This window comes from uncultured Thalassospira sp., from assembly GCF_963976115.1.
In the GTDB taxonomy this organism is placed as follows: domain Bacteria; phylum Pseudomonadota; class Alphaproteobacteria; order Rhodospirillales; family Thalassospiraceae; genus Thalassospira.
Genome location: NZ_CAXBJJ010000001.1, coordinates 207,178 through 232,213, shown reverse-complemented (window position 1 = coordinate 232,213; position 25,036 = coordinate 207,178). Strand labels below are relative to the sequence as shown.

General features: G+C 56.4%; 29 protein-coding genes and 1 tRNA gene. 19 read left to right on the top strand and 11 right to left on the bottom strand.

Translation table 11 applies throughout. From position 1 onward, the window contains the following. Window positions 1–2: 2 nt before the first annotated feature. The 3 genes from AAC086_RS01135 to AAC086_RS01125 all read left to right on the top strand — a co-directional run bounded on the left by AAC086_RS01135 (window position 3) and on the right by AAC086_RS01125 (window position 4,165). Window positions 3–1,700: a hypothetical protein gene (locus tag AAC086_RS01135; protein ID WP_339774290.1), complete on the top strand. Its 1,698-nt coding sequence runs from the start codon at window positions 3–5 to the stop codon at window positions 1,698–1,700. Between the two features lie 194 nt (window positions 1,701–1,894). Next, window positions 1,895–2,929, top strand: a complete 1,035-nt coding sequence (locus tag AAC086_RS01130; protein ID WP_339774288.1) for a GlxA family transcriptional regulator — start codon at window positions 1,895–1,897, stop codon at window positions 2,927–2,929. 57 nt (window positions 2,930–2,986) lie between these two features. Beyond that, window positions 2,987–4,165, top strand: coding sequence for an MFS transporter (locus AAC086_RS01125; RefSeq protein ID WP_339774286.1), 1,179 nt, complete (start codon window positions 2,987–2,989; stop codon window positions 4,163–4,165). A gap of 161 nt (window positions 4,166–4,326) precedes the next feature. Here AAC086_RS01125 and AAC086_RS01120 read toward each other — a convergent pair whose 3' ends face one another. Further along, complete coding sequence (locus tag AAC086_RS01120) at window positions 4,327–4,545, bottom strand: hypothetical protein (protein ID WP_339774284.1); 219 nt, start codon at window positions 4,543–4,545, stop codon at window positions 4,327–4,329. Window positions 4,546–5,062: 517 nt separating this feature from the next. Between AAC086_RS01120 and AAC086_RS01115 the strand changes: the two genes are divergently transcribed. Both AAC086_RS01115 and AAC086_RS01110 read left to right on the top strand, forming a co-directional pair. Next, window positions 5,063–5,155, top strand: a tRNA-Ser gene (locus tag AAC086_RS01115). A gap of 162 nt (window positions 5,156–5,317) precedes the next feature. Further along, on the top strand, window positions 5,318–6,643 hold the full coding sequence (locus tag AAC086_RS01110; RefSeq protein WP_339774282.1) for a DUF6538 domain-containing protein: 1,326 nt from the start codon (window positions 5,318–5,320) through the stop codon (window positions 6,641–6,643). On the opposite strand, the gene AAC086_RS01105 is transcribed toward AAC086_RS01110, so the two are convergent. The 8 genes from AAC086_RS01105 to AAC086_RS01070 form a co-directional block, all read right to left on the bottom strand. Further along, window positions 6,615–6,857, bottom strand: coding sequence for a hypothetical protein (locus AAC086_RS01105; RefSeq protein WP_085581927.1), 243 nt, complete (start codon window positions 6,855–6,857; stop codon window positions 6,615–6,617). The genes AAC086_RS01110 and AAC086_RS01105 overlap by 29 nt on opposite strands. Beyond that, the gene (locus AAC086_RS01100) at window positions 6,854–8,701 is read right to left on the bottom strand and encodes a DNA cytosine methyltransferase (RefSeq protein WP_339774281.1); all 1,848 of its coding nucleotides are present in this window, start codon (window positions 8,699–8,701) and stop codon (window positions 6,854–6,856) included. Before AAC086_RS01100 ends, AAC086_RS01105 begins: the two co-directional genes overlap by 4 nt. Before the next feature lie 79 nt (window positions 8,702–8,780). Further along, window positions 8,781–10,010 carry a phage Gp37/Gp68 family protein gene (locus tag AAC086_RS01095; RefSeq protein ID WP_339774280.1) on the bottom strand — a complete coding sequence of 410 codons (1,230 nt, stop codon included), beginning with the start codon at window positions 10,008–10,010 and terminating at the stop codon, window positions 8,781–8,783. Continuing rightward, window positions 10,007–10,834 carry a hypothetical protein gene (locus AAC086_RS01090; RefSeq protein ID WP_339774279.1) on the bottom strand — a complete coding sequence of 276 codons (828 nt, stop codon included), beginning with the start codon at window positions 10,832–10,834 and terminating at the stop codon, window positions 10,007–10,009. The genes AAC086_RS01095 and AAC086_RS01090 overlap by 4 nt, the downstream gene beginning before the upstream one ends. Further along, window positions 10,831–11,061, bottom strand: coding sequence for a hypothetical protein (locus AAC086_RS01085; RefSeq protein ID WP_339774278.1), 231 nt, complete (start codon window positions 11,059–11,061; stop codon window positions 10,831–10,833). Before AAC086_RS01085 ends, AAC086_RS01090 begins: the two co-directional genes overlap by 4 nt. A 47-nt stretch (window positions 11,062–11,108) precedes the next feature. After that, a complete protein-coding gene (locus AAC086_RS01080) occupies window positions 11,109–11,888 on the bottom strand; it encodes a hypothetical protein (RefSeq protein WP_339774276.1) in 780 nt (259 codons plus the stop codon). A gap of 122 nt (window positions 11,889–12,010) precedes the next feature. Then, a complete protein-coding gene (locus AAC086_RS01075) occupies window positions 12,011–12,328 on the bottom strand; it encodes a hypothetical protein (protein WP_339774274.1) in 318 nt (105 codons plus the stop codon). A 253-nt stretch (window positions 12,329–12,581) separates the two neighbouring features. Then, window positions 12,582–13,241, bottom strand: coding sequence for a hypothetical protein (locus tag AAC086_RS01070; RefSeq protein ID WP_339774272.1), 660 nt, complete (start codon window positions 13,239–13,241; stop codon window positions 12,582–12,584). A 166-nt stretch (window positions 13,242–13,407) separates the two neighbouring features. On the opposite strand from AAC086_RS01070, the gene AAC086_RS01065 reads away from it, so the two are divergent. The 10 genes from AAC086_RS01065 to AAC086_RS01020 all read left to right on the top strand — a co-directional run bounded on the left by AAC086_RS01065 (window position 13,408) and on the right by AAC086_RS01020 (window position 18,237). Continuing rightward, the gene (locus AAC086_RS01065; RefSeq protein ID WP_339774270.1) at window positions 13,408–13,677 is read left to right on the top strand and encodes a hypothetical protein; all 270 of its coding nucleotides are present in this window, start codon (window positions 13,408–13,410) and stop codon (window positions 13,675–13,677) included. Window positions 13,678–13,728: 51 nt separating this feature from the next. Further along, window positions 13,729–14,229: a helix-turn-helix transcriptional regulator gene (locus AAC086_RS01060; RefSeq protein WP_339774268.1), complete on the top strand. Its 501-nt coding sequence runs from the start codon at window positions 13,729–13,731 to the stop codon at window positions 14,227–14,229. Next, complete coding sequence (locus AAC086_RS01055; protein ID WP_339774266.1) at window positions 14,226–14,546, top strand: hypothetical protein; 321 nt, start codon at window positions 14,226–14,228, stop codon at window positions 14,544–14,546. The genes AAC086_RS01060 and AAC086_RS01055 overlap by 4 nt, the downstream gene beginning before the upstream one ends. Further along, window positions 14,543–15,427 carry a hypothetical protein gene (locus AAC086_RS01050; RefSeq protein WP_339774264.1) on the top strand — a complete coding sequence of 295 codons (885 nt, stop codon included), beginning with the start codon at window positions 14,543–14,545 and terminating at the stop codon, window positions 15,425–15,427. The genes AAC086_RS01055 and AAC086_RS01050 overlap by 4 nt, the downstream gene beginning before the upstream one ends. Beyond that, window positions 15,427–15,912, top strand: coding sequence for a helix-turn-helix domain-containing protein (locus tag AAC086_RS01045; protein ID WP_339774263.1), 486 nt, complete (start codon window positions 15,427–15,429; stop codon window positions 15,910–15,912). The genes AAC086_RS01050 and AAC086_RS01045 overlap by 1 nt, the downstream gene beginning before the upstream one ends. Window positions 15,913–16,239: 327 nt before the next feature. Then, window positions 16,240–16,455: a hypothetical protein gene (locus AAC086_RS01040; RefSeq protein ID WP_339774261.1), complete on the top strand. Its 216-nt coding sequence runs from the start codon at window positions 16,240–16,242 to the stop codon at window positions 16,453–16,455. A 289-nt stretch (window positions 16,456–16,744) separates the two neighbouring features. Then, window positions 16,745–17,113 carry a hypothetical protein gene (locus AAC086_RS01035; RefSeq protein ID WP_339774260.1) on the top strand — a complete coding sequence of 123 codons (369 nt, stop codon included), beginning with the start codon at window positions 16,745–16,747 and terminating at the stop codon, window positions 17,111–17,113. Further along, entirely contained in the window at window positions 17,110–17,529 is a 420-nt protein-coding gene (locus tag AAC086_RS01030) for a hypothetical protein (RefSeq protein ID WP_339774258.1), read from the top strand. The genes AAC086_RS01035 and AAC086_RS01030 overlap by 4 nt, the downstream gene beginning before the upstream one ends. Window positions 17,530–17,602: 73 nt before the next feature. After that, complete coding sequence (locus tag AAC086_RS01025; protein ID WP_339774256.1) at window positions 17,603–18,097, top strand: hypothetical protein; 495 nt, start codon at window positions 17,603–17,605, stop codon at window positions 18,095–18,097. After that, window positions 18,094–18,237, top strand: coding sequence for a hypothetical protein (locus AAC086_RS01020; RefSeq protein ID WP_339774255.1), 144 nt, complete (start codon window positions 18,094–18,096; stop codon window positions 18,235–18,237). The genes AAC086_RS01025 and AAC086_RS01020 overlap by 4 nt, the downstream gene beginning before the upstream one ends. 100 nt (window positions 18,238–18,337) lie before the next feature. On the opposite strand, the gene AAC086_RS01015 is transcribed toward AAC086_RS01020, so the two are convergent. Together AAC086_RS01015 and AAC086_RS01010 are read right to left on the bottom strand one after the other, a co-directional pair. Continuing rightward, window positions 18,338–19,012, bottom strand: a complete 675-nt coding sequence (locus AAC086_RS01015) for a hypothetical protein (RefSeq protein WP_339774254.1) — start codon at window positions 19,010–19,012, stop codon at window positions 18,338–18,340. After that, on the bottom strand, window positions 19,013–19,822 hold the full coding sequence (locus AAC086_RS01010) for a hypothetical protein (RefSeq protein ID WP_339774253.1): 810 nt from the start codon (window positions 19,820–19,822) through the stop codon (window positions 19,013–19,015). Window positions 19,823–20,211: 389 nt separating this feature from the next. Between AAC086_RS01010 and AAC086_RS01005 the strand changes: the two genes are divergently transcribed. From AAC086_RS01005 to AAC086_RS00990, 4 genes are read left to right on the top strand one after another with little or no spacing between them, the layout of a single operon-like run. Next, window positions 20,212–20,952: a KilA-N domain-containing protein gene (locus tag AAC086_RS01005; protein WP_339774251.1), complete on the top strand. Its 741-nt coding sequence runs from the start codon at window positions 20,212–20,214 to the stop codon at window positions 20,950–20,952. Then, window positions 20,952–22,025 (top strand): site-specific DNA-methyltransferase, encoded by a 1,074-nt coding sequence (locus AAC086_RS01000; RefSeq protein ID WP_339774250.1) that lies wholly within the window; start codon window positions 20,952–20,954, stop codon window positions 22,023–22,025. Before AAC086_RS01005 ends, AAC086_RS01000 begins: the two co-directional genes overlap by 1 nt. Next, a complete protein-coding gene (locus AAC086_RS00995) occupies window positions 22,022–23,188 on the top strand; it encodes a CHC2 zinc finger domain-containing protein (protein WP_339774248.1) in 1,167 nt (388 codons plus the stop codon). The genes AAC086_RS01000 and AAC086_RS00995 overlap by 4 nt, the downstream gene beginning before the upstream one ends. Beyond that, window positions 23,188–24,954: a hypothetical protein gene (locus tag AAC086_RS00990; protein WP_339774247.1), complete on the top strand. Its 1,767-nt coding sequence runs from the start codon at window positions 23,188–23,190 to the stop codon at window positions 24,952–24,954. Before AAC086_RS00995 ends, AAC086_RS00990 begins: the two co-directional genes overlap by 1 nt. Window positions 24,955–25,036 lie beyond the last annotated feature (82 nt).

Genomic DNA, 25,036 nt, shown 5'->3' with positions numbered 1-25,036 from the left:
TCATGCTTGCGACAACAGCCTATACGTACGAAGTGCGTGTCAGGCGCGGTGATCGATGGATCATCCACGCCACATATAACACAGATAAAGAAGCCACGGTCGAAGCGGAAAATGTTTTGCGTGGCAAAGTCTCCGCCGTTCGCGTTATTCGGGACTGGGAACGCGAGGATGGGCGGCATATTGAAAAGGTTCTTTTTGAAAAAGAAGGATCTGGCGAGGCTGATAAAGATCCTGTTCGGGTAACCGCGATAGAGGATGCGGCCCTGTGCGAAACCGACGAGGATTTGCTGGGTGTTGAAAGCCGTGCGACCATCAATCGTTTGTTGCGCAAATATTTTGAACAGGAAGTACTGACCCCGACCGAGGTGATGTACAATTTTAAAAATCTGCGCAAATTGATGTATCACGACACATTGTTGCCAAGTGCCGTGGACAGGGTCGCGACCATCCATTCGCGCACGACAGAAGGCAACCATATCGAAGCATCCAACAAACTGCATCGCGCAATCGATACCCTGGCAGCACGGGCGCGCCAGGTTGAAAAATACGATTTACCACAGTTTGAAGATGCGACAATTGCCGAAGTTCGCCGTGAAATTCAAAGCCTGAGACTGGCAGAAGATACTGACTTTTTAACGATGGTGGCGCTAACGCGTGAATTGTCGTCGTCGCGCAGCTGGATTGGCAAACTTGATTTTGCCATGAAAGTTAAAGGCGACGCCAAAGACAATCATGCGCGCGCAATGGTCGATGATATTGTCGCCGATATTCTGGGTTCTCCGGTCGCGTTAAAGGATTTGCTGGGACCGTCACGCAGCTTTGGCGATGCTGTTTTACTGCATATTGATCTGGCAATGGGCAAGGCAACCGGAAATCGGGGTGCGGCACAGGATGTGCTGGATTTGTTAAATCCGCTTTTTTCCGCCAGGTTGCTGCCAAAGGCACAATTTGTGCTGTTTGATCATATTGCCCGCGAGCTTAAAAGCCCGAACGCTCTTTCGCGTCATGATGACGACGCCCAGTTGCTGGTTCAAATTCTTGACCGGTTGTTGAATGCCGATGGCGTGGTTTTTGGCCAACCCATGGTCGAAGCTCTGGTGGAACGCGGGGCGCGGGTACGCAATGTCGGTGGTAGTCGCGCCTTTGGCGAGGGAGTCGAGGAAATTGTTGGCTGTCTTGCGCCGGGGTGGCGTCGGTTGGCCTTTTTGTCTGACGTGGCACAAAATGAAAGTGCGGCGAATATTCAACCGGAATTGACGGCCCTTACCCGCAAAACTGTTGGCGATATGCGGGGGTTGCGTGCTTTTTGTGGCCCGCAGGCAAAACCGCGTGAAAAAATGGCGCTTGTGACCCGGATGCATGAAAAAGTGGTGCATTCGAACTTTGTCGAAGATTTGAAACATCATCTGAGTGAAAAACTAGATAGCGGCCTTGCCGATTATTTAACCCGTGAAAAGGTAATTGAACGGATCGATAACCCGGCCCTGCATTTACGTCAGCGGGCCTATATGTTGATCAAGTTTTGTTCCAGCGGCGTTTTGATCGAGGGTAAATCGGCGATGATGGCACGAAAACGCGTTGTCAGCTATCTGCGGCAGCCCAATTTTACCGACCATCTTGTTGATGATTTGCAGGATTCCAGCGAAAAAGAAGGAATCCTGCGAGATTTTTATGCCCTGCTGCAACGCAGCGGATTCTAGGGTTCTCCAACCGTCACAACATCAACCGTGCTTTTTAAACGCCTGTGGTTTTGCAAAGCCACAGGCGTTTTTGCGATCCGAACAGGTGGTTCTGCCCGGAATGAAATGCTGTTTGGCAAAATTGGTGGGGTGTTTGTCATTGTTGCCAGGGCGCCTTTCGGGCAAAGTAGATTTATCCACACAAGGGCTGGCCAATGACCACAATAACATCACCGCATAAAACTGTGCGCCAAATTGCCTGTTATGCTTTTGACAATGTCATGAGCCTGGACGTAACCGGGCCATTGCAGGTTTTTGCTTCGGCCAATGATGAACTGGCGCGGCAGGGTCAGCCGCGCGCTTACGACATATTGGTTTTTGCCGAGCAATCAGGCCCGGTTCAAACGTCATCCGGGATCAGAATCCATGCTGATCGGGCGCGTGATGAACTTGACCTGGCAGGGATTGATACTGTGCTGATCCCCGGTGGGGATGGCATTGATCAGGTGTGTCGTGCTGCGGCTGTTGTTAGCTGGCTTCGGGTGGCCAGTGATGTTGTGCCACGCATCGGTTCGGTCTGTTCCGGGGCGTTGGTGCTTGCGGCTGCCGGGATGCTCGATGGCCGGGTGGCAACAACCCATTGGTCACGCTGTGATCAACTGCGCGCCACTTATCCCCGCATTGCTCTGGTGGAAAACCGGATGCATACCTACGACCCGAAAGGGCTTGATGGCGATGCCCATATCTTTACATCTGCCGGTGTGACAGCCGGGATCGATTTGGCCCTGGCCTTGCTTGAAAGCGATTGTGGTCGGCCTATTGCCCTGGCGGTGGCGCGGCGGTTGGTGATGTTTCTTAAACGGCCGGGGGGCCAGGCACAATTTAGCGCCTATTTGACCCCGACAATCGGTGGGGCGGCACAATTGGCAGACTTGCTGGAATGGTTGCCGGGCAATTTGCAGGCCGATTTGTCGCTGGACGCGATGGCCGCACGGGCCGGAATGTCGCCGCGCACTTTTTCACGGGTTTTCACCCGCGATCTGGGCCTGACCCCGGCACGATATGTGGAACGCATTCGGGTCGAAGCCGCACGAGGGCTGTTGCAAGGTGGCGATATCTCGGTCAACCGGGTGGCCCATTTATGCGGATTTGGTCATCCTGAAACCTTGCGGCGGGCCTTTCATCGTCATTTGTCGATCAGTCCGCAGGATTATGCTGAACGGTTCGGCATGGCTGTTTTGCCGGGGTAAACACCTAACCAGCCCGATTTTTCTTCGTCATAATTTCCGTTTTTGAAAGTTGGCAACATGTTGTTACTGACCAATGGGCAGGTGCGCCTGCTGTTTATTGCCCAGGCTTTGTATTGGTTGTGTTCGATGGTGGGCATCACCTTGACATCACTGGTGGGTGTTCAACTGGCCCCCTATGCCAGCCTGGCAACGTTACCGTTAGGCTTGCTGGTGCTTGGCAACCTTGGCGGGGTTCAGCCCTTGTCCATTTTTATGCAGCGGCGCGGGCGGCGTGCCGGTTTGATGGTCGGGGCCTGGTTTGGTGTTGCCGGGGCGGTAATTGCATCGCTTGGTGTTTATTTGGGCGATTTTGCCGTTTTCTGCATCGGCGCGGTGCCGATTGGCATTTATCAGGCATCAGCACGTTATTACCGTTATGTCGCGCTTGAGGCGGTTGAAGCTGCCCACAGGGGCCGGGCGGCGGCCTATGTTACCGGTGGTGGCGTGCTGGCTGCACTGGTGGCACCGGAATTGGCGGTATGGTCGCGCGATGCACTGGTGGTACCATTTTTAGGGGCTTATCTGGCCATGATTGTGATGGCGGTTGGTGCGATCATTTTGCTGTTCGGTGTGGCACAGGGCGATATTCCCGCCCGCATTCCCAATGGCGGGCAGGTGATGCGCGATTTGTGCATGCGCCCCAAAATATTTGCCGCTGTTTCCATAAGTGCCATCGGGCAGGGGGTAATGGTGCTGGTCATGACGGCGACGCCACTGGCAATGAAATTTTGCGGCTTTGATGTGTCCCAGTCGTCAGAAGTTATCCGCTGGCATTTTATTGGGATGTTTTTACCGGCCTTCATCGCCGGGCCGCTGATTGATCGCTTTGGTCCCCGTAATATTGCCTTTATTGGCGGCGTCATTTTGTTAACAAGTGCGGGGGCTGCATTGATGGGGCTGGGTTTTGGGCATTTCCTGGCGAGTTCCTTGTTGTTGGGGCTGGGGTGGAACTTGATGTTATTGGCGGGAACAACTTTGCTGGGCGAAGGACATACTCTGGCCGAACGGGGCCATGCCCAGGCCCTGATGGAACTGGCAAACGGTGTTTTGGGGGCGATTGCATCCTTTGCTGCGGGCGTCTTGATTGTCGGGGCCGGCTGGAATGCCGTTAACGTCGGAATGATGCCGGTGGTCGGGGTGGGGTTAATTATTTTGCTGGTCTCGGGGTGGCAAAAACTGCCGTCGGTGCGTTCGTAAAATCTGATTGCTAAAAAAAACCCGCCGGGCTTCATCCGGCGGGTTAGTTTTATGGGGCGTGTGAATACGGTTTGTCGCAAACGCCCCGGCGCGATCTGATGCCATCTGGCGCAGAAAAACGATTCGATGGGCCAGATATCAGGCAATAAAAAAGCCAGCAATTATGCTGGCTGTAAGGAAACTTCCGGGCGGTGGGCAACAAATTCTTTGATCTTTTGCAGAACCTGATCGCGAGATGTGCTTTCGCGGGTCTGGAAAAGAACTTCACGTTCCCGAATAACAATACCCAGATAAACCGGGTCCGGGCGATCTTCATGCTGAAGTTTCAGGGTACGTAAAACATGGCCATAGTCATCGGTGCTTTGATAGACGGTCCGCATTGAATTCTCCTGCGTGTCTTTCTCTCACATCGGGTAACAGGTCGATCTTGACGTCATCCCGTATAGCGACCTTATGACAGAAATTCTTTTCGAACCCGTGACAGCTCTGTGATTGTTTGAAGACAGTCTGGAAAAAAGGGGGGATTCGTTTCCTGCTGGTTTCGAAAGACTAAAAATTTCATTCGTGCGGATTCTCAATATCTGGTGGAACGGATCAAAATGGGGGGCTGACAGCGTCGAGGATTGAAAAAATTTCGAAATGTCTGTTGTCATAGAGATGAATTTTCAAACCGCGATGCTGTTGCGTGCGGTATGATCAAGGCTGATGGTTGATGACATGATGAGTCACGGTTGAAAAAGAAACCCGGCTGTGACGGGTCGGGGCGGTTTTGACGAAAATTGCCGCTAAATGCACAATAGTAAAAAGAAAATCACCCTGACATGATTTTGAAGCATTGACAGTACCGGATCGGATGTTTAAGAAAGGCGGCGTTCCACACGGAACACGACGAAGAACGGGCAAGTGGCCGAGTGGCTGAAGGCGCTCCCCTGCTAAGGGAGTATGGGGTCAAAAGCCCCATCGAGGGTTCGAATCCCTCCTTGCCCGCCAGTGATAAAGGCTCCCTTAACGGGGGCCTTTTTTCGTTTCTGGCAGTAAAATCAAAGTGTTATAAGCGGTCGATCTATTTAGATTGACGGGTGCTATCGGGTTCAAATACGGTTGGTTCTCAATTTTGGTACACAGTTTGGTACACATTTTGGGACACAGGCCATGCCCGAGGACCTTAGCCGCTACATCATTCGTCGCGGTCGCCGATATAGTTATCGCCGTCGTGTGCCTGCTGATCTGGTCGATATTCTGGGCAGCGAAGTCAAGATTTCCCTTAAGACAGATAGCTATGATTCCGCTTGTCTGGCCGTGGGCCGGGTGAATGAAAGCGTTATCGCGTATTGGGATGAATTGCGGGCGTCGGGCAAGGTTGCTGGCGCGCAAGAGCGGTATGAGCGGGCGCGTGATCTGGCTGTCAGGCTGGGGTGGCGGTATCAGCATTCGGGGGAGATTGCCGAGGCCCCGGCCAAGGATGTCGTTGCCCGGCTTGAAAGCCTTGAAACTGTTGATGACCGTCGTGTCATTGATGCCGTTCTCGGGGCCGTTCCCATGCCCCGGATTATGGTGTCGACGCTGTTTGATGAATACGAGAAATTGAGTTTTGATGCCCGGATTGGCAAGTCGCCCCGGCAGGTGGAGCTTGCCTTAAACCCGCATCGGCGATCCCAAAAAAACCTGCTGGCCGTTATTGGTGACAAACCGGTTGCCGAACTGTCGCGGCAGGATGCGTTGCAGTTTCGGGGGTGGTGGAGCGACCGTTTGCGCGATGAAAAGCTATCGGTTAAATCGGCCAATAAGGAAGTGAATTGCCTGCGCGCCATGTTTCGCGTTGTCAGCGATGCGCGGTTACTGGGTGTTGAAAACCCGTTTAAGGGGATTGCATTTCGCAACCATGTGACGCAGGGCAAAAGTCGGGGTGAAACGGTATCGCGTGACTGGATTGTGCAAACGCTGTTGGCACCTGGTTGCCTTCTCGGCGGCATCAATGACGAAGCCCGGCATATCGTTGCAATTCTTGCGGAGACAGGGGCGCGACCGGGGGAAATTTGTGGTCTGGAACGGGCTGATTTTGTTCTTGATGATCCGATCCCGCATATCAGGATCAGGCCAAACCAGATCCGCGAAATTAAGACCAGTATGTCTATTCGCAATTTGCCATTGGTGGGGGCTGCGTTACCAGCCGCCAAGGCATTGATGGCAGCGGGTGGAATTGTGCGCTATCGCGGCAAGAATGGCAGTTTTACAACCGGCGTGAACAAGTTTTTGCGTGAAAACGCGGCCTTTGAAACCAATCAGCAAAGCCTTTATTCGTTGCGTCATGCCTTGCAGGATCGGTTTATTGCGGTCGAGGCCCCTGACATGCTTGTGGCGTCGGTGATGGGGCATAAATTTACCCGCCCTAAATATGGGGCGGGTCCAACGCTCAAACAGAAACAGGAATGGCTGGCGCGCATTGCCCTTATGCGACCTTCATTAAATCAGCCATAAGGTTTTCTATGCTGTCGGGTTGGCTGATACGGTTGCGTTCGTCATAGAGATTTTGCGCCATTTTCATCAAGTCGCCGTTATCAAAACGGTCGCCATGATCGCGCATGATCCGCGCCAGTGTGCGCAGTGCGGCATCGATGCGGGCAACCGTCATCGGCTCCCCCGCATCGGTGCGGCGTGAGCCTTTCGGATTGAAAGACCCGTGGGTTGTCATGACGCTGCCTTTTTCCCGGTATCAAACAAACTGCTGGCCGCGATGTTGGCGCGGACAAGGGCGGCAGCCAAAGGTGGGCAAACGGCGTTGCCGCATTTGGCAACCTGCTGGCTTTTGCTGAATTTAAAGCCGTCGCTGTCGCAGTCTCCGATTTTGTAGCTATCGGGGAAGCCCTGGGCGCGAAACAGTTCACGCGGGGTGAGCATACGCAGGCCGATATCGGTGATCTGATATTGATGGCCTGCGATGGTAACAATGCCAAAGCGGTCGTGACTGGTGACAGTGCCGAGCGGATCGGTTGCCGGTTGGCCTTCGCCAGTGCCGTAGTATTTGGTGAGAAAGGCGCGGACTTCGCCGACGTGGTTTCCGCCGGCCGTGATGGTTGGCATTGGATCATTCACGGGTTGGCCATGCTGGCAGGTGCCACGCAGTTTAACCAGGTGCGAGGTGCAAAGGGCTGTTTTCCCCGTGCCGCCTGCGGTGATGGTGGGGGCAGGTTCCTGTGCATCGGAGCCGATGCTTTTGCCAAACTGCCTGTCCAGATGGGCAACCACAATTCCCTGCGGGTTTGCGCCGCCCGGACGTTTCATCGCGCCCCCGCTGGTAACGGTGTGGACCGGTTCGCGGGGGTCGTACCCGGTGGCCCCATTGCGGAACTTGGTGATGTGGGCCGTGACAAGGCCCTGTTGTGATCCGGTGGTGGTAACTGTGGAAACGGGTGCCGCCATGCTCCTGCTGTCGCTGCTGGTATTGTTATGCTGGGCCATGAAGGCGGAAACAACGGCCATGCCGCCCCCCTTGGGGGATGCTGTTACCGTCCGCAATGGGTCATTGGCGGGCATGACGCCGCCGCTTGATGAATGTTGAACGTGCTGAATGAAAGGTGCAACCAATCCGAAACGGGTTGCCCCGGCCATGACGGTGCCAATGGGTTCGTCGAGCGGTTGGCCTGTGCCGTTTTGATTAAACCGCGTGACATAAGGCGTGACCGGCCCATGCGCGGGGTGTGCGGCGGTAACGATGAAAGGTTTCCTGGCATCAAAGACAAATTTCTGCATTCCCCGTGCGATGCGCTTCATTGTATTGTCGGCAAGCGGGCGTTTCAGGCCAAGTTTTTTGGCCTGTGCCGGGTCCATAAAGATAGACGGGCAGGGTAAATCCCAATCGATAATGTCCGCCGCGACCGGCCAGGGTTTCAGCTTGCGTTGTTTGACGGCATCGCTGCCGGGTGCGCCGTGTGTCGGGTCGGGCCAGACAATCGGCTTGCCATCGCACCGCGCAATTACGAACAGGCGTTTGCGAATGGTCGGTGTACCATAGGCGTTGGCCCGCAAGACGCGGTATTCCACCCGGTATCCAAGGCGTTCAAGTTGTGCAACCCACATCTTGAAGGTTTGGCCCTTGCGGTCCTTGCAGGGTTTACCGTCTTTGGTGAGTGGTCCCCAGTCTCCAAACTCCTCTACATTTTCCAGCATGATCACGCGGGGGCGGACCTTTGCCGCCCACCGGATCACAACCCACGCCAGCCCGCGAATTTTCTTGCTGCGCGGCTTGCCGCCTTTTGCTTTGCTGTGGTGGGTGCAATCCGGGCTGAACCATGCCAGTGCCACGCGGCGACCTTTGCAGACCGCGACGGGATCGACCTTGAAAACATCTTCGCAAAGGTGGGTTGTGTGCGGGTGATTCGCCTGGTGCATCAAGACGGCGTTGGCATCGTGGTTGATGGCGATATTGACCGGTCGGCCCAGCGCCATTTCAATGCCGGTTGATGCGCCGCCACCACCGGCGAAGTTATCAACGATCAGTTCGGCATCAAGGTTCCATTGGGGTTTGAAGTGGCTCATGCTGCTGCCCTCCAATTGTGCCATGTCGGGCGCAACAGCGTTGCTTGCGAACAGATATATGCGAACAGGTTATTATCGCTCATGCGGCGGCCCTCCGTTGGTCGGTGGCTGGCCACTCGTTGTGTTCACGGCCATCAAGCAGGCGGCCTGCGGCTTTCTTGCCGACGCGGTACATCCACTGATATCCGAGCGTGTTGTCGATCTTTCGGTTTTCGTCTTTTAAAGACGCGGCGAGATCGCTAATTGCCTGTTCATCGACTTCTACAGCGCGGGAATTAAATGCCTCGCCTGCGCGAACTCTGCGGGCGTGCTCGGAGATCGTGAAATCTTGATAGCATATCCGGCCAACGGTCCGCCAAGATATCCCCTCGCTGTTGGGGTGCTCACGCTTGTTCCGATCTGGTCCGTTACAATAGCAGTCGACACTACTCTTCGGTGCCCAAGCGCCCCACTGCTTAAAGAAAAACGGGGTTCCAGCGGCCTTGCACTGGTCGCGCAAGCTGCGTGCCCAATCCGGGTGCATTGGCCTTGCGTTGCGTCCACTTTCTCCGCCAACAATTACCCAGTCAATGCGGGGGCCGGAGAGGTAGCGGAGTGAGTCGATTTCATCGGTGATGTCGTCTACCGGTGTCGGCCACGATTGCGGGCGCGGCACACCCATATCAACCGGGCCCAGTAGCGGTTCGGCACTGATAAACCGCACGGCTGCCGGAGTATCCAACAGGACCGGAATGCGTTCGTTCGCTGTCGCCTGATCTTCAACGCTGGTGCCAAGCCAGACGTTGGGTAGCATTGCTTTGTTGCTCAACCAGTCAAAGCCATGGTCGTCTGCGCCGCGTGGGTCGTATCCCATACTGATCGCGTAATCTTCAATTTCCAGCCAAGATCCAGCCTTGATATGGTTTATGAAATTCCGCAAACGTTCCGGTCTTTTGGTCAGAACGATAAAGATGTGCTGGGGGCAAAGCGCCATGATCGCAAAAATCTTGTCGATCCATTCATCATCATGCCCGTCATAAAACAGATCGGTCATGCTGCACACGAAGATGGTGCGCGGCTTTTTCCAGTGCAGGGGCTGCATCAAGACTGCTTCATCCAGATAGATTTCCACCTGGTCGGCGTCCTGTGCGGCATAGCGCACCGCGTTTTTAAACCGCTTTTGGAAATCAGCCGCATAGCAGTTCTGGCAACCGGCGCTAACCTTGGTGCAAAAATGCCCAACGCCACCGGTTGCTTTGTTGCGGGCGCGGATAGGGTTCCATGTTTCGCCTTTGGTGCCCGCACGTTTGGTCCATTCAATCTTGGTCATGACGCCGCCCCTTCCTTGATAAACTGGTCGACATTGACCGTGTGCGGCTTGAAGGTAACGGCCCAGACCCACGGGTTGCTGGTCCAGCTTTCTGCGCCGTTAACGGCTTGCCATAGCCCTTTGAAACTTTCGCGGGGATCAAGGGTAATGGCGCGGTCGGCGTCTTCGGGCAGGTCTGCGCTATAGTCCGCCAGCCAGTAAACGGCGTCGTCCGGTGTCCCGTTCGGAACTTCGCCCCACGCCATGCCATGTTCGCGCGTGGTTCCTGCGGTTGCGTATTCGGATATACCTTCGGCAATAGCGTCAAGCGAGACTATTTCTTGCACTCGCTGCACCCGGATATCAGTGATTTCGAGGGTGATCCGGCTATATCGCCGTGGCATGAACCGGCCCAAACGCTTGTGCCATACCACAGTAAAAGGGTCCTTTACGTCACGGGCCTTGCGATATTCAGCCGGTTCAACAAACTGGATTTCATGGCTTTCGGGGGAAAATTCCCATTTCTGTTTGCCGCCCTTGGTGTTCTTGCCGTTTACTGGCTCCCAATGGCCGCGTTGGAAATAGGTTTCGCGAACATAAATCGGGTCACCGGGGCGGCCATACGGGCTGCAATCACATGCCAGACCCACCAATTTTTGCATTTCATCTTCGATGTGGATCATTGATCGATGGGATTTGCTGGGCCACCAATGACCGGTCGGCCCTGTATAGTCTTCTGGTGTCGGCGTTGGCTGCGGCTTAATGATCCGCCGCGTTTGCGTTTTGCGTCCCGCGATGATGGCTTGCACCATCGGGGCGCTAAAGAGGATTGGTGTCGCCTTCATGCTGCACCCCCGAACCGGCGCGGTGTGATGATGTCGTTGGCGGTGATCCAGCGCGACAGGGTGATATCGGTGCAGCGGATCAGGATGCGGTCGGCATCGAGCGCCACGATGATTTTTGCGTTGCGCGGGTAGCCATCGATGCGGGCGGTGATGGTGCCGGTATGTGCGGGCAAGCAAGGTGGTAAGGCGTGTGCCGGTTGCACCGGCAGGAAAATAATGTTGGTCATTTTGGGTCGTCCTTGTGAAGCGTTGACGCGTTCAAAAGCTGGTGCGATCAGGCGGCGGTTTCGGTTTTAGGCTGATCCGGGGCGCTATCGTTGGCCGCGTCGGGCTGCGCTTTCGGCTTTGCGGTTTCCGGTTCGGGCAGCCATGCGGGATAAGCTGTGTTGTTGTCGCGTCCGCGTATTGGCATGATGACGGCAAAAAGCCTGTCATTGATTTCGGTGCGCACAATGACCGGGTGACTTGGGATAGCTGGTATGAACCAGTTCAGGATCGGGGGCTGTTTGGGGTCGTCCACCATCTTTACCGCCTTTGTGATGCGCGCAATGTTGTCGCCATTGATGGCAATTTCGCCCGTCGGTGTGGTGTGTGTTGCCGGTAATGCAGCGCGCCATTGCGGATATGTTGCGTCAATCGGCGGTGCCCAGCTTACAGCGATGTGGTGTTCTGTCAGAATGTCGGGGCTTTGTCCGGTTGCCCCCTGGCGTTTCGTCCAGTCCTGTGTTGTGACATAGGCGGAGTTGCCGACGAAATGCAGGTGCCCGGCATCGCGTTTGTTCAGCGCGGTGCGGATCGATTGCGGGGCAAAACAAATCCAGCTTTCGCCATCGCCAATTTTTGCAGTTTCGTCGTGGATCGCGCAAAGGATGTGTCCGTTGGTGGCGACAAGCAGGGCGCCGCCATCGGGGTGCGGTTCAATATGGACGCCGCCAAGGTAATAACGGGTGTCGTCGGTGCTGGTGAACTGCCACGCGGCGAGAAAGTATTTCGCTTGCACCGTGATGCGGCGTGTTTCCGGGTTCGGTGATTCAATTTTATCATTGGTTGGCATGGGAATATCCCCCTTTGCGGTTGATGATGGCGCAAGGGTGATGATTAAATGCGTTATTGTCAACGCGAAAATGCGTTATATATATCGTTTTATATATTGGGGTTTTGCGCGTCGTGCGGGTTTCAGGGGGTAATACGGGAAGGCCGATAGCGTTCAAGGCCGATAACACGATAGAGAATCGGGTTGCGGGTGTTGCCAATGAAAATGCGTTTTTCGGGCGATGACCGCGAAAGGGTGATGCCATTTGCCCCGGTGCGCAAAAGCGTGCCCAGCGTGGCGGTGCCATCGCTGGTTGTGCAGGCGATTTCGGTGCCTGCGCGGATGGTCTGTTTGTCTGGCGCGACGCGTTGCAAAATCAGGGTGTCGCCCGGACAAAAGCGCGGGATCATGTCGGTTGTGGTAATGGTCAGCCGCAAAAACGCATGGCTGTTATCTGTCACATTGCCCCCCTTTCCCCGTAAATGGGGATGGTTTCTTCTTTGCCGCTTTGTGATTGTGTCACTGCCCGCGTGGGTATGGGAGCGGCATTAGATTGTCGGGCGCTGTGCAGACAGCGTTGTTTGGTGGCGTTGACGCGCCATCGGCCTCCCTTACTCGGAGGCTGGTAAAGTATTGTAAAAATAACGCATTAAGTGCAATGGATGATTCAGGATAGGGATGCCGGGATTTTTTGCACCCAAAGGGTAGGGGGTCTTATACCCCCATCAACAACCCGACAATCCGGGATATTTTGGTTATGTCTTTGCCCGGAATTTGAATTTCAGTGTCCGGTTGCGCATAGGTCGTGCCGGTAAAATCGCCGCTTTGGCCATGCACAAGGCACCGCAGGATGTGAATATAGCCATTCTGTATATGCACGGCGCAATCATCGCCCGCGCCGACCTGGGGGTCGGGCTCGCACAGTAGAACTTCAAAGGGACGAAAGCGCGGGATCATTGAGGTGTTGGGGGTTCTGACGGCATAAACGTTGCCCGAAAGCACCATACCTGCCGGGGCTTCGATAAAGGAAACCGGGTGGTTTGTTTCGCGCAGTTCTTCATTATCAACCCGCGCCATGACAGGCACGGTCATCGGGATGGCGTGGCGATCCGTGCTTTGTAACGCCGGGGTGGTTTCGGTGATGCCGCTGGCGTCGCCAAAAATTTCGGCGATGGTTGTGTTAAAGGCCCTGGCGATGCGCATTTTGTTTTCGTGGCGCAGATCGCGGGTCTTGCCGTTTTTATAGAAGCGTAACGGCGATTCGGTCATCCCGGCGGCGGTCGCGACAGCGCGCAGGCTTAGCTTGTTTTTGATCAGCCACTGCGAAAAATTCTCGCGCTGCTGTTCGATTGCGTCGGTCGTTTCGGTTTGCATCGGTGCCTGTGGGTTTGGTGAGACTTGCGGGCTTGCATCCCCGGCGTATGGCATTGTCTGACATGCCCCCGTCATTAGATATGAATATTAATATCGAATTATCGTTGACATGCGATATTATTAACGCATAACTTAACGCATCAACAACGCAGAGAGGGCTTTGTTTATGCTGTCAACAATGCTGATCAATGGCATCCGGCGCTATCGCCGGGAACATGGTTTGTCCATTCGTGGTTATGCCCGGCTGGCCGGTGTGAGCGAGCCGCCGATACGTGGCATCGATGGCCCGGACTGGAACCCGACCTTTAAAACGCTGGCCAAGTTCGAAGCGGTTATTCCCCCTGAATTTATGGCGTCTGCCAACGAAAATGATAGCGGCGATGGTGGCGGGGGCTGCTGCGCCCGTGCGGGCGGATGCAAGAGCGCAGCGGCCTAGTCGTCGGTTCGCTTCACCCGGTTACAATCTCACATATCAAGGTTGTTTTTTATGGTTAAGTCACAACCAATTGCCCATGAAACGTTGCAGGCGGTTTTTACCGCTGCGTTTCGCCGTGTGGTGGGCACCTATCAAAACCAGAACAAGGCCATGACACTGGCGGAACTGGCGCGGCGCACCGGCATTAAGGGCCGCACGCTGGAAGCCTATCGCGATGGGGAAACCCTGCCATCATCGATTAATATGGTGCGCATTCAGGCGGCGTTGCCCGCCAGCTTTACCAACGAGATTCTTGCCCTTGCGGGCTTTGGCAATGCCAAACGCATGAGCGGGCGCGAAATTGATTTGCACGGTATTAATGCGCAAGTTGCCGAATTTGTCGCGACCCATGCCCAGCATATGGCCGATGGCCGGCTGGACCATGTGGAGGTCGCGCTTGAAATTGATTTGGCGGCGGCGATCCATAGCTTGCTGGGTGATTTTATTGCCAGCAATGGCAAGGTGGCCAATGTGGCGGCGTTTCCGGCCTTGTCGAAGGCAGGTGCGGCATGACGCGGAACCCAAACAAAAAACCGCCGCATCCGCCCCGGAATTTGAACCCGGCATTTGTGGCAGAGAAGGTTAAGCCCCGCCTGACACATGCAGAGCGCAATGACAGGCTGATTGATGCCTGCAAAAAGCAGATCGCCTGGATGATTTCAAAGACCAACGACCCGGCCCTGCCGCGTGAAACCACGGCGGACGAATATATTGGCATGTGCATGGCGATGACCCGTGCGCAGCGTGGCGCCCTGGCGGCGGACCCGTCGGCGGTTGTGGCCTTTGCCCGTGCCGTGCGAGCGGCTGAAACCGGGGAGGTTTCGGAATGAGCATCGCCCTTAAATATGGCGCGCCACTGGCGTCTGATATGCGGTTGGCCGGGGTTGGTCTTGCGGCCAATGATGTAGCGCGGTTGCCGGTGCCTGGCGCGCTGCGCCGGGGGTTGCGTGAGGTATCGCGTGATGTGGTGCCGCGTCGCAAGTTTGACCTGTGGTTTGCGGTCGAGCGCGCCTTTTTCCCGCGCTATTTCTGGGCTGTGGCCGTTGGGATGCTCGATGATCGCGAAGCGGACAGCCGAGACGTGATCGATACCTTGCTGGCCGATCAACAGGAATGGGCCGATTTGATGCTGCCCAGCCAGTTCCATGATTTTCGCAATGAATTTGCCAAGCTGGTGGATGTGGCAATGGCGGCGATGGTGGACCGCCAGATTGGGAGTGATGGTGGCTGGAAAACGTCGCGGCTGATGATGGTCGGCTATGGGTTGTGCCAGTTGGCCGATGACCATGCCGTTGACGCGGTTTTCACCACCCGGTTTGCCAAGGTTTTGAACCGGCTGGCCGAACAGCATTATTTCATCAATGCCGATGAAATGCGGGGGTGCGAAGGCTCTGCGCACAAGTCTCTGCGCAAGGTGATTGCGGCGCTTAAAAGCCGGGGGCGGTTTTTGTGGCTGCCCGATTATAACGAGGCCCGGCATGTTGATGCCGGTGGGTATGTCCATGCGTCGCGGGTTTCCGATTGCTTTGATTTGCAAGTCATTGACTGCGACACGGGCAAGCCGGTGGCGTTTGTGCGCGAGGTTAACACGCATGAGGGCTGGTTAATCCGCCTGGTCGTGGGGCGCGACGGGCGGTTTGTCCATGGGCCTGATGGCGCAATTGCCACCGAAAAGCTGGTTGGCAATTTCCGCATTGAGCGGGGGGTGTGATGGCGCTGGTTCAACGCGATGGCATCGTTCGGGATTTTTTGAACAGGTCGGTTGTGCCGTGTGGGCGCGGGTTTCGGCGGGTCGCTGTGCGCAAGACTGGTGCGGTTGATATGCCACCATCGCCGACGACGCGGCTGTTTTTCCCCTGTGCGGCGCGCCCTTACATGGTGGTTTCCGGCCCGCTGGGCGCAGTGCGGATTGGTCCGGCCCCGGTAATGATTTTGCTGGCGGTTGGCGGCAAGCCCGACGGGTTTGTGGTTGATTATCTGGCTTTGAGTGAATCGGTTTGGCCGAACCCGGATGACATGCCCGATGGCTGGCGCGATGTTTTGAAGGTTCATGTGTGCAAGTTGCGCCATTTGTTGCAACGCGTCGGGTCTGAAATGACGATTACGACGGTGTGGGGGCGCGGCGTTGCGATGCGCCGCACCGCGATAATGGCGGCCAATGACGACGCCGAATTAAAGCAGGTTTCAAATGCTTGAACGCGCATATCGGGCTTTCCTTGCGGGCGGCCCGACGGACAAGACGGCGAGTGTCCGGCGCCCTTTAACCCCGTCAGCCGGTGGAACAGCGAGCCTCCCTTTCGCGACCCGCGACCGGCAAATTTATCGATGACCAATTTGCAAAATCTGCAAATTGCTGCCCTAGCGGCAACCTGTAACGACCGCTTACAGGTTGCCGGTGCGGCGGCAAGCGCGAGAAACATTGACGTGATGGCCCGGCCTTGCCGGTTGACCTGATTTCGGGACACGCCCCGCCGGGTAGCGACCGGCCCGCACCGCACACCTTTTGCAAAGGGGATTAAGGCGATGGATGACGCATTTACCGACGACAATGTCGCACTTGGCGAGGCGGCGCAGGTGAACTTTAAGATTGCGGCGCGGACGCAGCACGGCTTAGCGAAAAACTCGTTCTTTATCATTGCGATGGCGCAGCTTGACGAAATTGTTGATCGCCTTCTGGAGCGAGAGGAAAGCGAGAAAAGCCAGATCGTTCCCAGTCCACCCGATCCTGTTCCCATATGACCGTCCTTTGACGTGAGCCTTACACATAACCCCGACCCCGGCTTGAAGGCCGGGGCGGGGATTCGGGGTGTCAGCGTGTAAAAATCGCGCCGGGCAGGCGCAAAATGCCCGGTGCGTCCACCCCTGAAAATGGAGGCGATGATGTAACCCCGACCCCCGGCATAAACCCGGCGAAAGTGCCCCAAACCACGCCGGTTTTTGCGGCCCCTTACCCCAGCTTAACGGCGGGGTGGGGCTTAAGGCCGTGGGGAATGCCCCGCTTCACAGCGTTACAATACAGGCGGACAAGATGGATAAATTACCGGATGTGGATATGGATTTAAGCCTGCGCCTGGCGGTGCAGAATGTTTTACGCGGGCCAAGCGTGGACGGGCCGGTTGGCCGTGCGGTGTCGGTTTTGCAGTGCGTTTACGGGTGCGAAACGACCTTTTATCAGGGGCGCAATTCGGCCCATTCCATCGTGGTCGGCGGCGTGGTGCATAGCGTGCCCAATGCCATTGATCGCGCCAACGGCCTGTTAAAGCGGCTTGGGTTGTTCGGGCATTATATCGCCTATCCCGGTGCCACGACGGACCCGCTTTCGGGCGCGACCGGCAAGCTTGATGGCAGCGCCAATGACAATTTCTGCGGGCCATATGGCAAGGCAGGTGCGCAATGAAAACCGGGTATGAGGTTTTGCAAATCGCGCTGCGCGAAGCGGCGAACGACAATTTAACCGCGCAGGCGACGGTCACACGGGTGATTAATGATCTGGATTTTGCCGGTCTGACGATTATGCCGCGCTGGCCAATGGTTGATTACAGCCTGCCGGTTGCGGTGATTGATGATGATGCCGATGGCACGTATCCCGGTGATGCGGTTTGCCACGCACCATCTGTCACCGACCTGATGGGGCGGGCTGGCGACCTTGTTACCTGGTCGCAGAACGGACAGACACAAGCCGAATGGTTTGATGCCTACGGTGCTAGCAGCCGGAGCCGGGGCTTGCAGGTGGTGAATGTTGCCGGGCCGGTGCCGGTTACGGCCTGCGCCGGGGATTGCGGCGCGTGTGCTGCTGATCGGCGGGCGTCATGACCGAAAACCAGTTTCATATTTTCATGTTCGCCATGGGCTGCGTTGTTGGTGCCCTGATTGTGGGGGCCGCGCTATGACCTGTGCAGTGGAGCGGGTTAAGGGCTTTCTCGTCCGGGTTGATGCAAAGCAGCCTGTGACCGATGTGGCCATGGTGAATTTTCAGGCCGGGGGCTGGGAAATGGTCCGGCTGGATGATTTGCGCGATCTGGTTTCCGCGTATGACGCGGCAAAGTACATCCCGGAAGGTCGGCACTTGATTGGGCAGGCGATAAGGGATGTGATCGCCGAACGCAACCGGCAGGTCGCGGACGAAGGCTTTGATACAGCGCATGACGACGCCAATACCCGGCACGAACTGGCGCGGGCGGCAGCGTGTTATGCCGCCAAGGCGGCGTTCCCAAATGTTGGCGAGGCGTCATTTATCGACATTTTCATGCGGGTTTGGCCTTGGGATGAACGGTGGTGGAAACCCGCCGGGCATCGCCAGAACCTTGTTAAGGCTGGTGCCCTGATTTTGGCCGAGATTGAGCGGTTGGACCGGGTGGAAACAAAGGAGGCCCGGCCATGAAAAACCAACCCGATAAATACAATGCCGTGCCGTCCGATGCGCCAGACATTGCGGCATGGGTGCTGGCGGCATTGATGTTTTGCTGTGTCGTTATCCTGCTGGCCGGGGCGGTTGGCGTGATGTGGCGCTGGGTATCGTGATCATGCCGTCGCTGTGTGTCGTGGTTTTGCTGGTTATCGTTGCTGGCGTGGCCGGGGTTGTTCCCGGTCACGCCGTGGCGGCGGTTTGGGGGTGATGATGTCAGCGTTTGCGCAGGACTTCGGCGTAGTGGTCGCGTTCGGCGACCAGTTTGGTTACGGCGTCTTGTGCGCGGAGAAGGCACTTCCGGTAATGGGCGACGTCTTCGGCCAGATCGGGCGTATAGGTATAGTCAGTCGAGGCTTTTGGTTTTCCGAGCTTCCAGAATGGGTTAAACGGCTTGTAGATAGAGGCTGCTGCATCTTTGAGCGAATGGGGCAGTGTGTGTCCACGAGCGATTTGCTCTCTTGCTCTTACCGCCAGGTCTCCTTTGCCGGACATGGACATTTGCGCTTTTTCCCGTTGGGGCGCGTCATCACTGGTGTTGGCTTTTTCTGCCATGTTCAGGGCGTCTTTTATTTCTTCTATTCGCGTTTCGGCGGCCAGTATTACCGTATCAACATCAAACAGCAGTTCCTTAATTGCGCCTTCTTTTGCGTTTGCGATCTGTTCCTTGCTCGATGCAATCACCGCCAAACCACCCGCAAGACCATAAAGACCCGCGCACAAGGTTTCCCACTGGAACCTTCGGGCAAAACGGCATATCGCGCCGTTATCGCAGTATCCCATTGTGTCAAAGACCACGCCGAAAATGGCGATTGCTGTTGCAAATACAACAAGAGCGGCAACGACTATGTAAAAAATGTTTGGCTGTTCGCGAAGGCGCTTGATGGTCATTTAATGATACATCGCCTTTGCCAGCGCCTTTTTGGCGGCGGCGAGTTTGGTTTTAATGACGTCGGCCTGTTTTTGCAGGTCGATCACGGTGTTGTAGGTTGTTTCAATGTCGGTGCCGGGCAGCCAGCTTGCCAGCATGTGCAAATCGTCTGCGTTGTCGCTGGTGAGGGTTTCGGTATCGCCATCAAGCAGGGCAAAGCGGTGTTTGCAATAGATGCCGCTGGCCCCGGCCTGGCAGGTGCAAATGGCGTTGATGTTGCCGGGCGATACGCGGTGAAACGTCACGGTGTAAAGGTCGCCCTGGCTGCCTTCAATTTCAAAGATCAGTTTGTTGGTATCGGTGTTCATGGTGGCGGTTCCCCTTTTGCGTTCTTCCAATTCGACCTGACAACCAAGCAGTTCGGCAAAGTCTGTATCGGTGGTGGTGTGGTGTTGCTTGCCTGTAATACGGTCCTTGCCCGATCCGGGGCCGGGGCGCAGGTGATAAAGGGAATATTCAACCGTGCCGGGAATGTCGGTGCCGGTGGCCGGATCGATGCTTTGCGGGGTGGTGTCGGTGATGCTGATCATTTTGGTGGCATCGTCCCAGCCGTTTTGATGGTCGTAAAAGACGGTGCCGGGCAAGAACTGGTAGCGGGGCGGGACGCCCTGCGTTTGCATGGATGGCTGTTTAACCCATGCTGGCGGGTTGCCGATGCGTTTCCACGGGCTTTCAACCACAATGTCAAGGCTGGCGTCATGGGTGGCCCCGACATGGAAATTGCCATTGCGGTTGATGGCAACGCAAACCTTGCGGCGTCTTCTGATCATTGTCTTTGTTCCGATGTTCCCCCAAGGGTTGCAGCTTGCCCGGTGGTCGGGCAGGGAGTCAATTTAGAAGTGCGTTTTATAAAGCGAATTTTTTTGGAATTGACCGGGCGGGGCGTCGGGCGTATGGTTTGGCCTATCAACGGGAAAAATCCGTTGTGGGGGCGTCAGAACCCTCGTTTCCAGACGGCCAGCCGTCACGTCAGTTACGGCTATTTTTGCGCCCGGATTCCGGGTGCAGCTTCTCGCTTAGGGCGGGAGGGCGGTGAATATAAGACCCGAAAGGGGAATAAACCCGCCTGCCTCTGGACAGGTTCTGAACCTCCCGCCACCAGTGCGGTCGTCAGAAGCCGTTTTGGTGGTGTTGTGAAACGCTATCCAGAGGGCTTGTTATGACCGCACAGCTTATTCCACACGCCATTAATGATTCCGTTATCAACCAGCGCGCAAGTGACGGGTATGTCCATGCGACTGCCATGTGCCGCGCAGTTGGTAAGCAGTTTAATGACTATCGCAGATCGTCGACTGCAACCGAATATCTTGACGAATTGGCGAGTGAAACGGGAATTCCCGCTTCACAACTGATTGTATCGAAAAAGGGAAATTCGGCGGCTTTCAGGCAGGGTACGTGGGTTCATCCCAAAGTGGCGATCCATCTTGCGCAATGGTTGTCGCCCCGGTTCGCCGTGCAGGTGACAAACTGGGTATATGACTGGGTAGCTGGGCAACAGCCCGCGCCAGCCCCGCACCCCGATGCTGTAAGCAGCTTTCATTTTTCCAATGATCAGGTCGCGGCCTTGAAGGCCGATATTGTGCGCGATGTGACGCGGGATTTGGCCGCAAGGATGCCATCGCCGGGGGTGGATATGCCGCGCCTGAATGCGGGCCATGCCCTGTTTGCCATCGCAGGCAAGCGGGTGATTGTTGATACCCGTGATGGCAATCCGGCGCGGGGCGACCGGGCGGTTGTGGTGCGCTGTGAGGGCGGGGGCCGTGGCCCGGAACTGGTAACGATCCTTGGCGATCCGCCGGTGCCGACATGGTTTGACCGCTGCAAGATTTATGATTCAGGTGTGCGTTATCACATCCCGGTCGGGGTGGTGATTGGCCGTGCTGTTTGGGAGGGTGTTTGATGGGCGTTCAAATACTTATTGGTGATGCTGTGGCGCGGCTTAAGGGCCTGCCTGATCAATCGGTCAACTGTTGCGTGACGAGCCCGCCCTATTACGGTTTGCGCGATTATGGGATGCCTGGGCAGATCGGTTTAGAGGAAACACCTGGTGCATTCATTGCTCGGCTGGTGGATGTTTTTCGAGAAGTCCGCCGGGTATTGCGTGATGACGGGACGTTATGGGTTAACCTGGGCGATAGTTATGCCAGCAAGCCGAACGGTTCTATCGGGCGGTCGACGCTAGATGGGACGCAATCCGGGCAGGCGGAATATCGCCGCACCAATGCCCGGCGCAAAAGCCGGTTGCCTGGCGGGTTAAAGCATAAAGACCTGATGGGGATGCCGTGGCGGCTGGCGTTTGCCTTGCAGGATGATGGTTGGTATTTGCGCCAAGACATTATTTGGGCCAAGCCGAACCCGATGCCAGAAAGTGTGCGGGACCGCTGCACCAAATCGCATGAATACATGTTTTTGCTGACGAAAAAGCCCCGCTATTACTTTGATCGAGGGGCGATTTCGGAGCCGGTTGCGCCAGCATCGGTTGCACGTCTGGCGCAGGATATTGAAAATCAGGCTGGGTCTGATCGTGTCGTTGGCAAATCCAATGGGCGGATGAAAGCTGTGACGCGCAGCAAGCGCGATAGTTTCAAGCGCGAAGACAGTAAGCGATGTGTTGCACATCCCGGTCAAACCATGGGCACGCACCGCCCGGATCGCGATGATGGACAATGGGATATTGCGAAACGCAACAAGCGCAGTGTTTGGAATGTGGCCACTATCGGTTTTAAGGAAGCGCATTTTGCGACATTTCCGCTGGCGCTTATCGAACCTTGCATCTTGGCGGGTTGTCCGGTCGGCGGTGTTGTTCTGGACCCATTTGGCGGCGCTGGCACCACCGGGCTTGTCGCGGGCCATCATGGCCGTGATGCGATTTTGTGCGAGTTGAACCCGGAATATGCGGCATTGTCCGCACGGCGGATAAAGCATGAATTGCGGTTGTTTGCGGATGTTGATGTTTCGGCGGAGGCGGCATGATGGATATTAAACGTTCATTGGCCGATATGGCGGATGCCATCAAGGGGCAATACCGGCCCAGCGAGGTTGTGGGGCAGTTTGTGAAGCTGCGCCGGGCCGGGGTGGAAATGGAAGGGCTTTGCCCGTTTCACGGCGAGAAATCGCCCAGTTTCAAGGTGAATGACCGCAAGGGGGTTATTCATTGTTTTGGCTGTGGCTGGCATGGTGATGTGATTGCGTTTTATGCCGAAATTCGCGGGATAGGTGCCAGTGAGGCGATACGGGCGCTGGCATCGGATGCGGGCATTGATGACCCGGCGGCCCGCGAGCGGCTGGCGCACAAGGCGCGGCGTGATGCCGCCCGGCGTGAGGCCGACCTTGCGGCACAAAAGCAGACCGAGGCGGGGCGGTTAATGGCGATATGGCAAAGCCGGTTGCCGGTTTTGGGGGCGCCTGTGGCGGATTACCTGGCGTCGCGCAAGGTGTTGCCCGATGTGGTGCCGCCGACCTTGGGCTTTTTGCCCGATCATCCGTATTGGAACCGTCCCGACAAGGGGCGCAAGGCGGTTTTATGCGGGCGGTTCCCCGTCATGGTGGCGATTATGTTAATGCCCGACCGGCGCTTTGCCGGGTTGCATATGACCTATCTCGCGCCCGATGGCAGCGGCAAGGCGCAACCGGTTTGCCCGGTGACGGGCGAGGTTTTGGGGGCGAAAAAGGTGCGGTCGGCCTTGCCGGACCTTTCGGGGGCCGGGATATGGTTAACGCCGATCCGGGCGCATATGGCGGTTTCCGAGGGGATTGAAAACGGTTTGACATGGATGCTGCGCCGCCCCGACTGGGGCATTGCAGCGGCCTATAGCCTTGATAATTTGGCCGGGGCCGGGCTGGGTGAGGGGCGCAAACGCAGCGATGACCCGAAAAAACGCTTGCCCAGCAAGGCCCCGCGCATGGCCCGGCCCGGTTTTCGTCCGCCTTATGGGGATGATGAATATTCGCGCTGGAAAACCGTGCAGCATGTGCAGCGGGTGACGGTACTGGCCGATAATGACAGCAAGGACCCGGTTGCGGCTGCGTGCCTGTTTGAACGGGCGCGGCGGAAATTTCAGAATATTGGCTATGAAAGCCGGGTGTTAATGCCCCCGGCGGGAATGGATTTTAACGATATGGTCCGGGGGATGTGATGGCAGTGGAATATCAGCAAGCGGCCAACGAGAATGTTGATTTTGACCGGATCGACGAGGATAACCCGTTTCAGGATGCGGCAGACGGTGCCACGGCCCTGCCGGATGCCGGGCCGTGCCCGGTGCAGTGCCTGGGGCATAATGATGGCCGGTTTTATTTTGTAACGCCCAGCGGGCAGTTGCGCGACCTTGCGGCCAAAAGCCTTGGCAACCGGCAGGAAATTACCGCGCTTTTTGAAACCAAACTTGGCTGGGCCGGGGCGGCTTTTCCCAAATATGACAAGGAAGAACGCTATGTTGGGCCAAATTACCCGATGGTGGGGCAATGGTTTATGGGGGAATGTGCGATAAAGGGCATATTCTCGCCCGACAAGGTGCGCGGGCTTGGCGTTTGGAAGGATATTCGCGGCGGGCTGATTGTGCATTGTGGCGACCGGCTGGTTTTATCGTCGGGCCATAAGGTGGAAAAGGCGGGGCGCAAGCTGGATGACGGGTGGGTTTACCCGGCACAGCCGCCTTTGCCCGCGATGATGCGCCCGGCCCTGAATGACCCGGCGCGGATTGGCGATATGCGGATGGTGTATGACCATTTGAAATCGTGGAATTTTCTATCGCCTGCCGGGTCGCATATCTGCCTTGGGATTATGGGTTTGATTTGCATTTGCGGGGCCTTGCAGCGGCGGCCTACGCTTTGGCTGATCGGCGATGCCGGAGTTGGTAAGACGGAGTTGTTAACGCTGTTAACCGAGCCTGTGGGCGGGCTGGACAACACGTTGCGGTCGTCTGATGCCAGTGCGGCGTTTGTGCGCGCCGCATTGCAGGGCGCGGCAAGGCCGGTATTTTTGGACGAAATGGAACCGGGGCCACGGGCGGCGGCGGCGATGGAACTGGCCCGGCTTGGATTTTCCAATGATCAGGCCGGGGTAGGGCGCGCCAGTGCTGATCAGAAAGCGATATTGCAGCGGATTACCGCGCAGTTTGTGTTTGGCAGTATTTTGCACCCGGAACCAAAACCACAGGACCAGTCGCGCATTCATTTTATGGAACTGGGTCCGCTTAGCGCCGATGCGGCCGCAGTTGAAACGTTTAACACCCGCGCCCGCATGATTAAGGAAATTGGCCCGAAAATTTGGGCGCGGATGATTTTGGGATATCCGCGCTTTTTGGAAAATTTGTTGGTTTATCAGGGTGTTTTGGGGGCTTCGGCCTATTCGCGCCGGTTAACCGACAAGTTTGCCCCGGTGTTGGCGGCAGCGGAAACGTTGTTGGATGATGTTGTGATCAACGCCGGTACGGCAGCGGACCAGATTAGTGTTTGGGGCCTTGAAGAACCCGAACAGAACGATACCGAGGCCGACGAATGCCTTAACCATCTTATGTCCTGTCAGGTCGATACCTGGCGCGGCGGGGACCGTTTGACGGTGGGGCAGTTGCTTACCAAGGTGTTGGACCTTGGTGCGCGGGGTGACGGGGATTCGGCACGGCTGAATGAGGAAACCTTGCCGGGGTATGGCCTTAAACTTGGCCCTGCCAACCGGGGCACACAGCGCGGGTTTGAATATTTGATGGTGGCCAACAAGCACCAGTCCTTAACCCGGTTGTTTCGCGAAACGCGCTGGCAGGGCGGGGTTCACCGGCAGGCGCTGGCGCGTTTGGAGGGGGCTGTTGCCGCCGGGCCGTTGCGGTTGGGCGGGGCGCTTACCCGGTGCATCAAAATCCCGCTTGCCATTATTGCCAAACCCGATAACAATGGTGATGTCCTATGACCTATACCACCCCCGCACCCCGTGATTTAAAGGGTGCTTCGCAGATTTTGAAGCGGGTTCCGGTGTGGGTTTTGCGGCAGAT

Excerpts from the sequence above, each read along its gene's own strand:
- AAC086_RS01025 (WP_339774256.1), top strand. The coding sequence starts at position 17,603 with ATGACCTGTGCAGTGGAGCGGGTTAAGGGCTTTCTCGTCCGGGTTGAT.
- AAC086_RS01015 (WP_339774254.1), bottom strand. The coding sequence starts at position 19,012 with ATGACCATCAAGCGCCTTCGCGAACAGCCAAACATTTTTTACATAGTC.
- AAC086_RS01020 (WP_339774255.1), top strand. The coding sequence starts at position 18,094 with ATGAAAAACCAACCCGATAAATACAATGCCGTGCCGTCCGATGCGCCA.
- AAC086_RS00995 (WP_339774248.1), top strand. The coding sequence starts at position 22,022 with ATGATGGATATTAAACGTTCATTGGCCGATATGGCGGATGCCATCAAG.
- AAC086_RS01045 (WP_339774263.1), top strand. The coding sequence starts at position 15,427 with ATGGCGCTGGTTCAACGCGATGGCATCGTTCGGGATTTTTTGAACAGG.
- AAC086_RS01005 (WP_339774251.1), top strand. The coding sequence starts at position 20,212 with ATGACCGCACAGCTTATTCCACACGCCATTAATGATTCCGTTATCAAC.
- AAC086_RS01090 (WP_339774279.1), bottom strand. The coding sequence starts at position 10,834 with ATGAAGGCGACACCAATCCTCTTTAGCGCCCCGATGGTGCAAGCCATC.
- AAC086_RS01105 (WP_085581927.1), bottom strand. The coding sequence starts at position 6,857 with ATGACAACCCACGGGTCTTTCAATCCGAAAGGCTCACGCCGCACCGAT.
- AAC086_RS01035 (WP_339774260.1), top strand. The coding sequence starts at position 16,745 with ATGGATAAATTACCGGATGTGGATATGGATTTAAGCCTGCGCCTGGCG.
- AAC086_RS01085 (WP_339774278.1), bottom strand. The coding sequence starts at position 11,061 with ATGACCAACATTATTTTCCTGCCGGTGCAACCGGCACACGCCTTACCA.
- AAC086_RS00990 (WP_339774247.1), top strand. The coding sequence starts at position 23,188 with ATGGCAGTGGAATATCAGCAAGCGGCCAACGAGAATGTTGATTTTGAC.
- AAC086_RS01080 (WP_339774276.1), bottom strand. The coding sequence starts at position 11,888 with ATGCCAACCAATGATAAAATTGAATCACCGAACCCGGAAACACGCCGC.
- AAC086_RS01120 (WP_339774284.1), bottom strand. The coding sequence starts at position 4,545 with ATGCGGACCGTCTATCAAAGCACCGATGACTATGGCCATGTTTTACGT.
- AAC086_RS01125 (WP_339774286.1), top strand. The coding sequence starts at position 2,987 with ATGTTGTTACTGACCAATGGGCAGGTGCGCCTGCTGTTTATTGCCCAG.
- AAC086_RS01135 (WP_339774290.1), top strand. The coding sequence starts at position 3 with ATGCTTGCGACAACAGCCTATACGTACGAAGTGCGTGTCAGGCGCGGT.
- AAC086_RS01095 (WP_339774280.1), bottom strand. The coding sequence starts at position 10,010 with ATGACCAAGATTGAATGGACCAAACGTGCGGGCACCAAAGGCGAAACA.
- AAC086_RS01010 (WP_339774253.1), bottom strand. The coding sequence starts at position 19,822 with ATGATCAGAAGACGCCGCAAGGTTTGCGTTGCCATCAACCGCAATGGC.
- AAC086_RS01060 (WP_339774268.1), top strand. The coding sequence starts at position 13,729 with ATGGTTAAGTCACAACCAATTGCCCATGAAACGTTGCAGGCGGTTTTT.
- AAC086_RS01050 (WP_339774264.1), top strand. The coding sequence starts at position 14,543 with ATGAGCATCGCCCTTAAATATGGCGCGCCACTGGCGTCTGATATGCGG.
- AAC086_RS01055 (WP_339774266.1), top strand. The coding sequence starts at position 14,226 with ATGACGCGGAACCCAAACAAAAAACCGCCGCATCCGCCCCGGAATTTG.
- AAC086_RS01030 (WP_339774258.1), top strand. The coding sequence starts at position 17,110 with ATGAAAACCGGGTATGAGGTTTTGCAAATCGCGCTGCGCGAAGCGGCG.
- AAC086_RS01065 (WP_339774270.1), top strand. The coding sequence starts at position 13,408 with ATGCTGTCAACAATGCTGATCAATGGCATCCGGCGCTATCGCCGGGAA.
- AAC086_RS01070 (WP_339774272.1), bottom strand. The coding sequence starts at position 13,241 with ATGCAAACCGAAACGACCGACGCAATCGAACAGCAGCGCGAGAATTTT.
- AAC086_RS01110 (WP_339774282.1), top strand. The coding sequence starts at position 5,318 with ATGCCCGAGGACCTTAGCCGCTACATCATTCGTCGCGGTCGCCGATAT.
- AAC086_RS01000 (WP_339774250.1), top strand. The coding sequence starts at position 20,952 with ATGGGCGTTCAAATACTTATTGGTGATGCTGTGGCGCGGCTTAAGGGC.
- AAC086_RS01130 (WP_339774288.1), top strand. The coding sequence starts at position 1,895 with ATGACCACAATAACATCACCGCATAAAACTGTGCGCCAAATTGCCTGT.
- AAC086_RS01040 (WP_339774261.1), top strand. The coding sequence starts at position 16,240 with ATGGATGACGCATTTACCGACGACAATGTCGCACTTGGCGAGGCGGCG.
- AAC086_RS01100 (WP_339774281.1), bottom strand. The coding sequence starts at position 8,701 with ATGAGCCACTTCAAACCCCAATGGAACCTTGATGCCGAACTGATCGTT.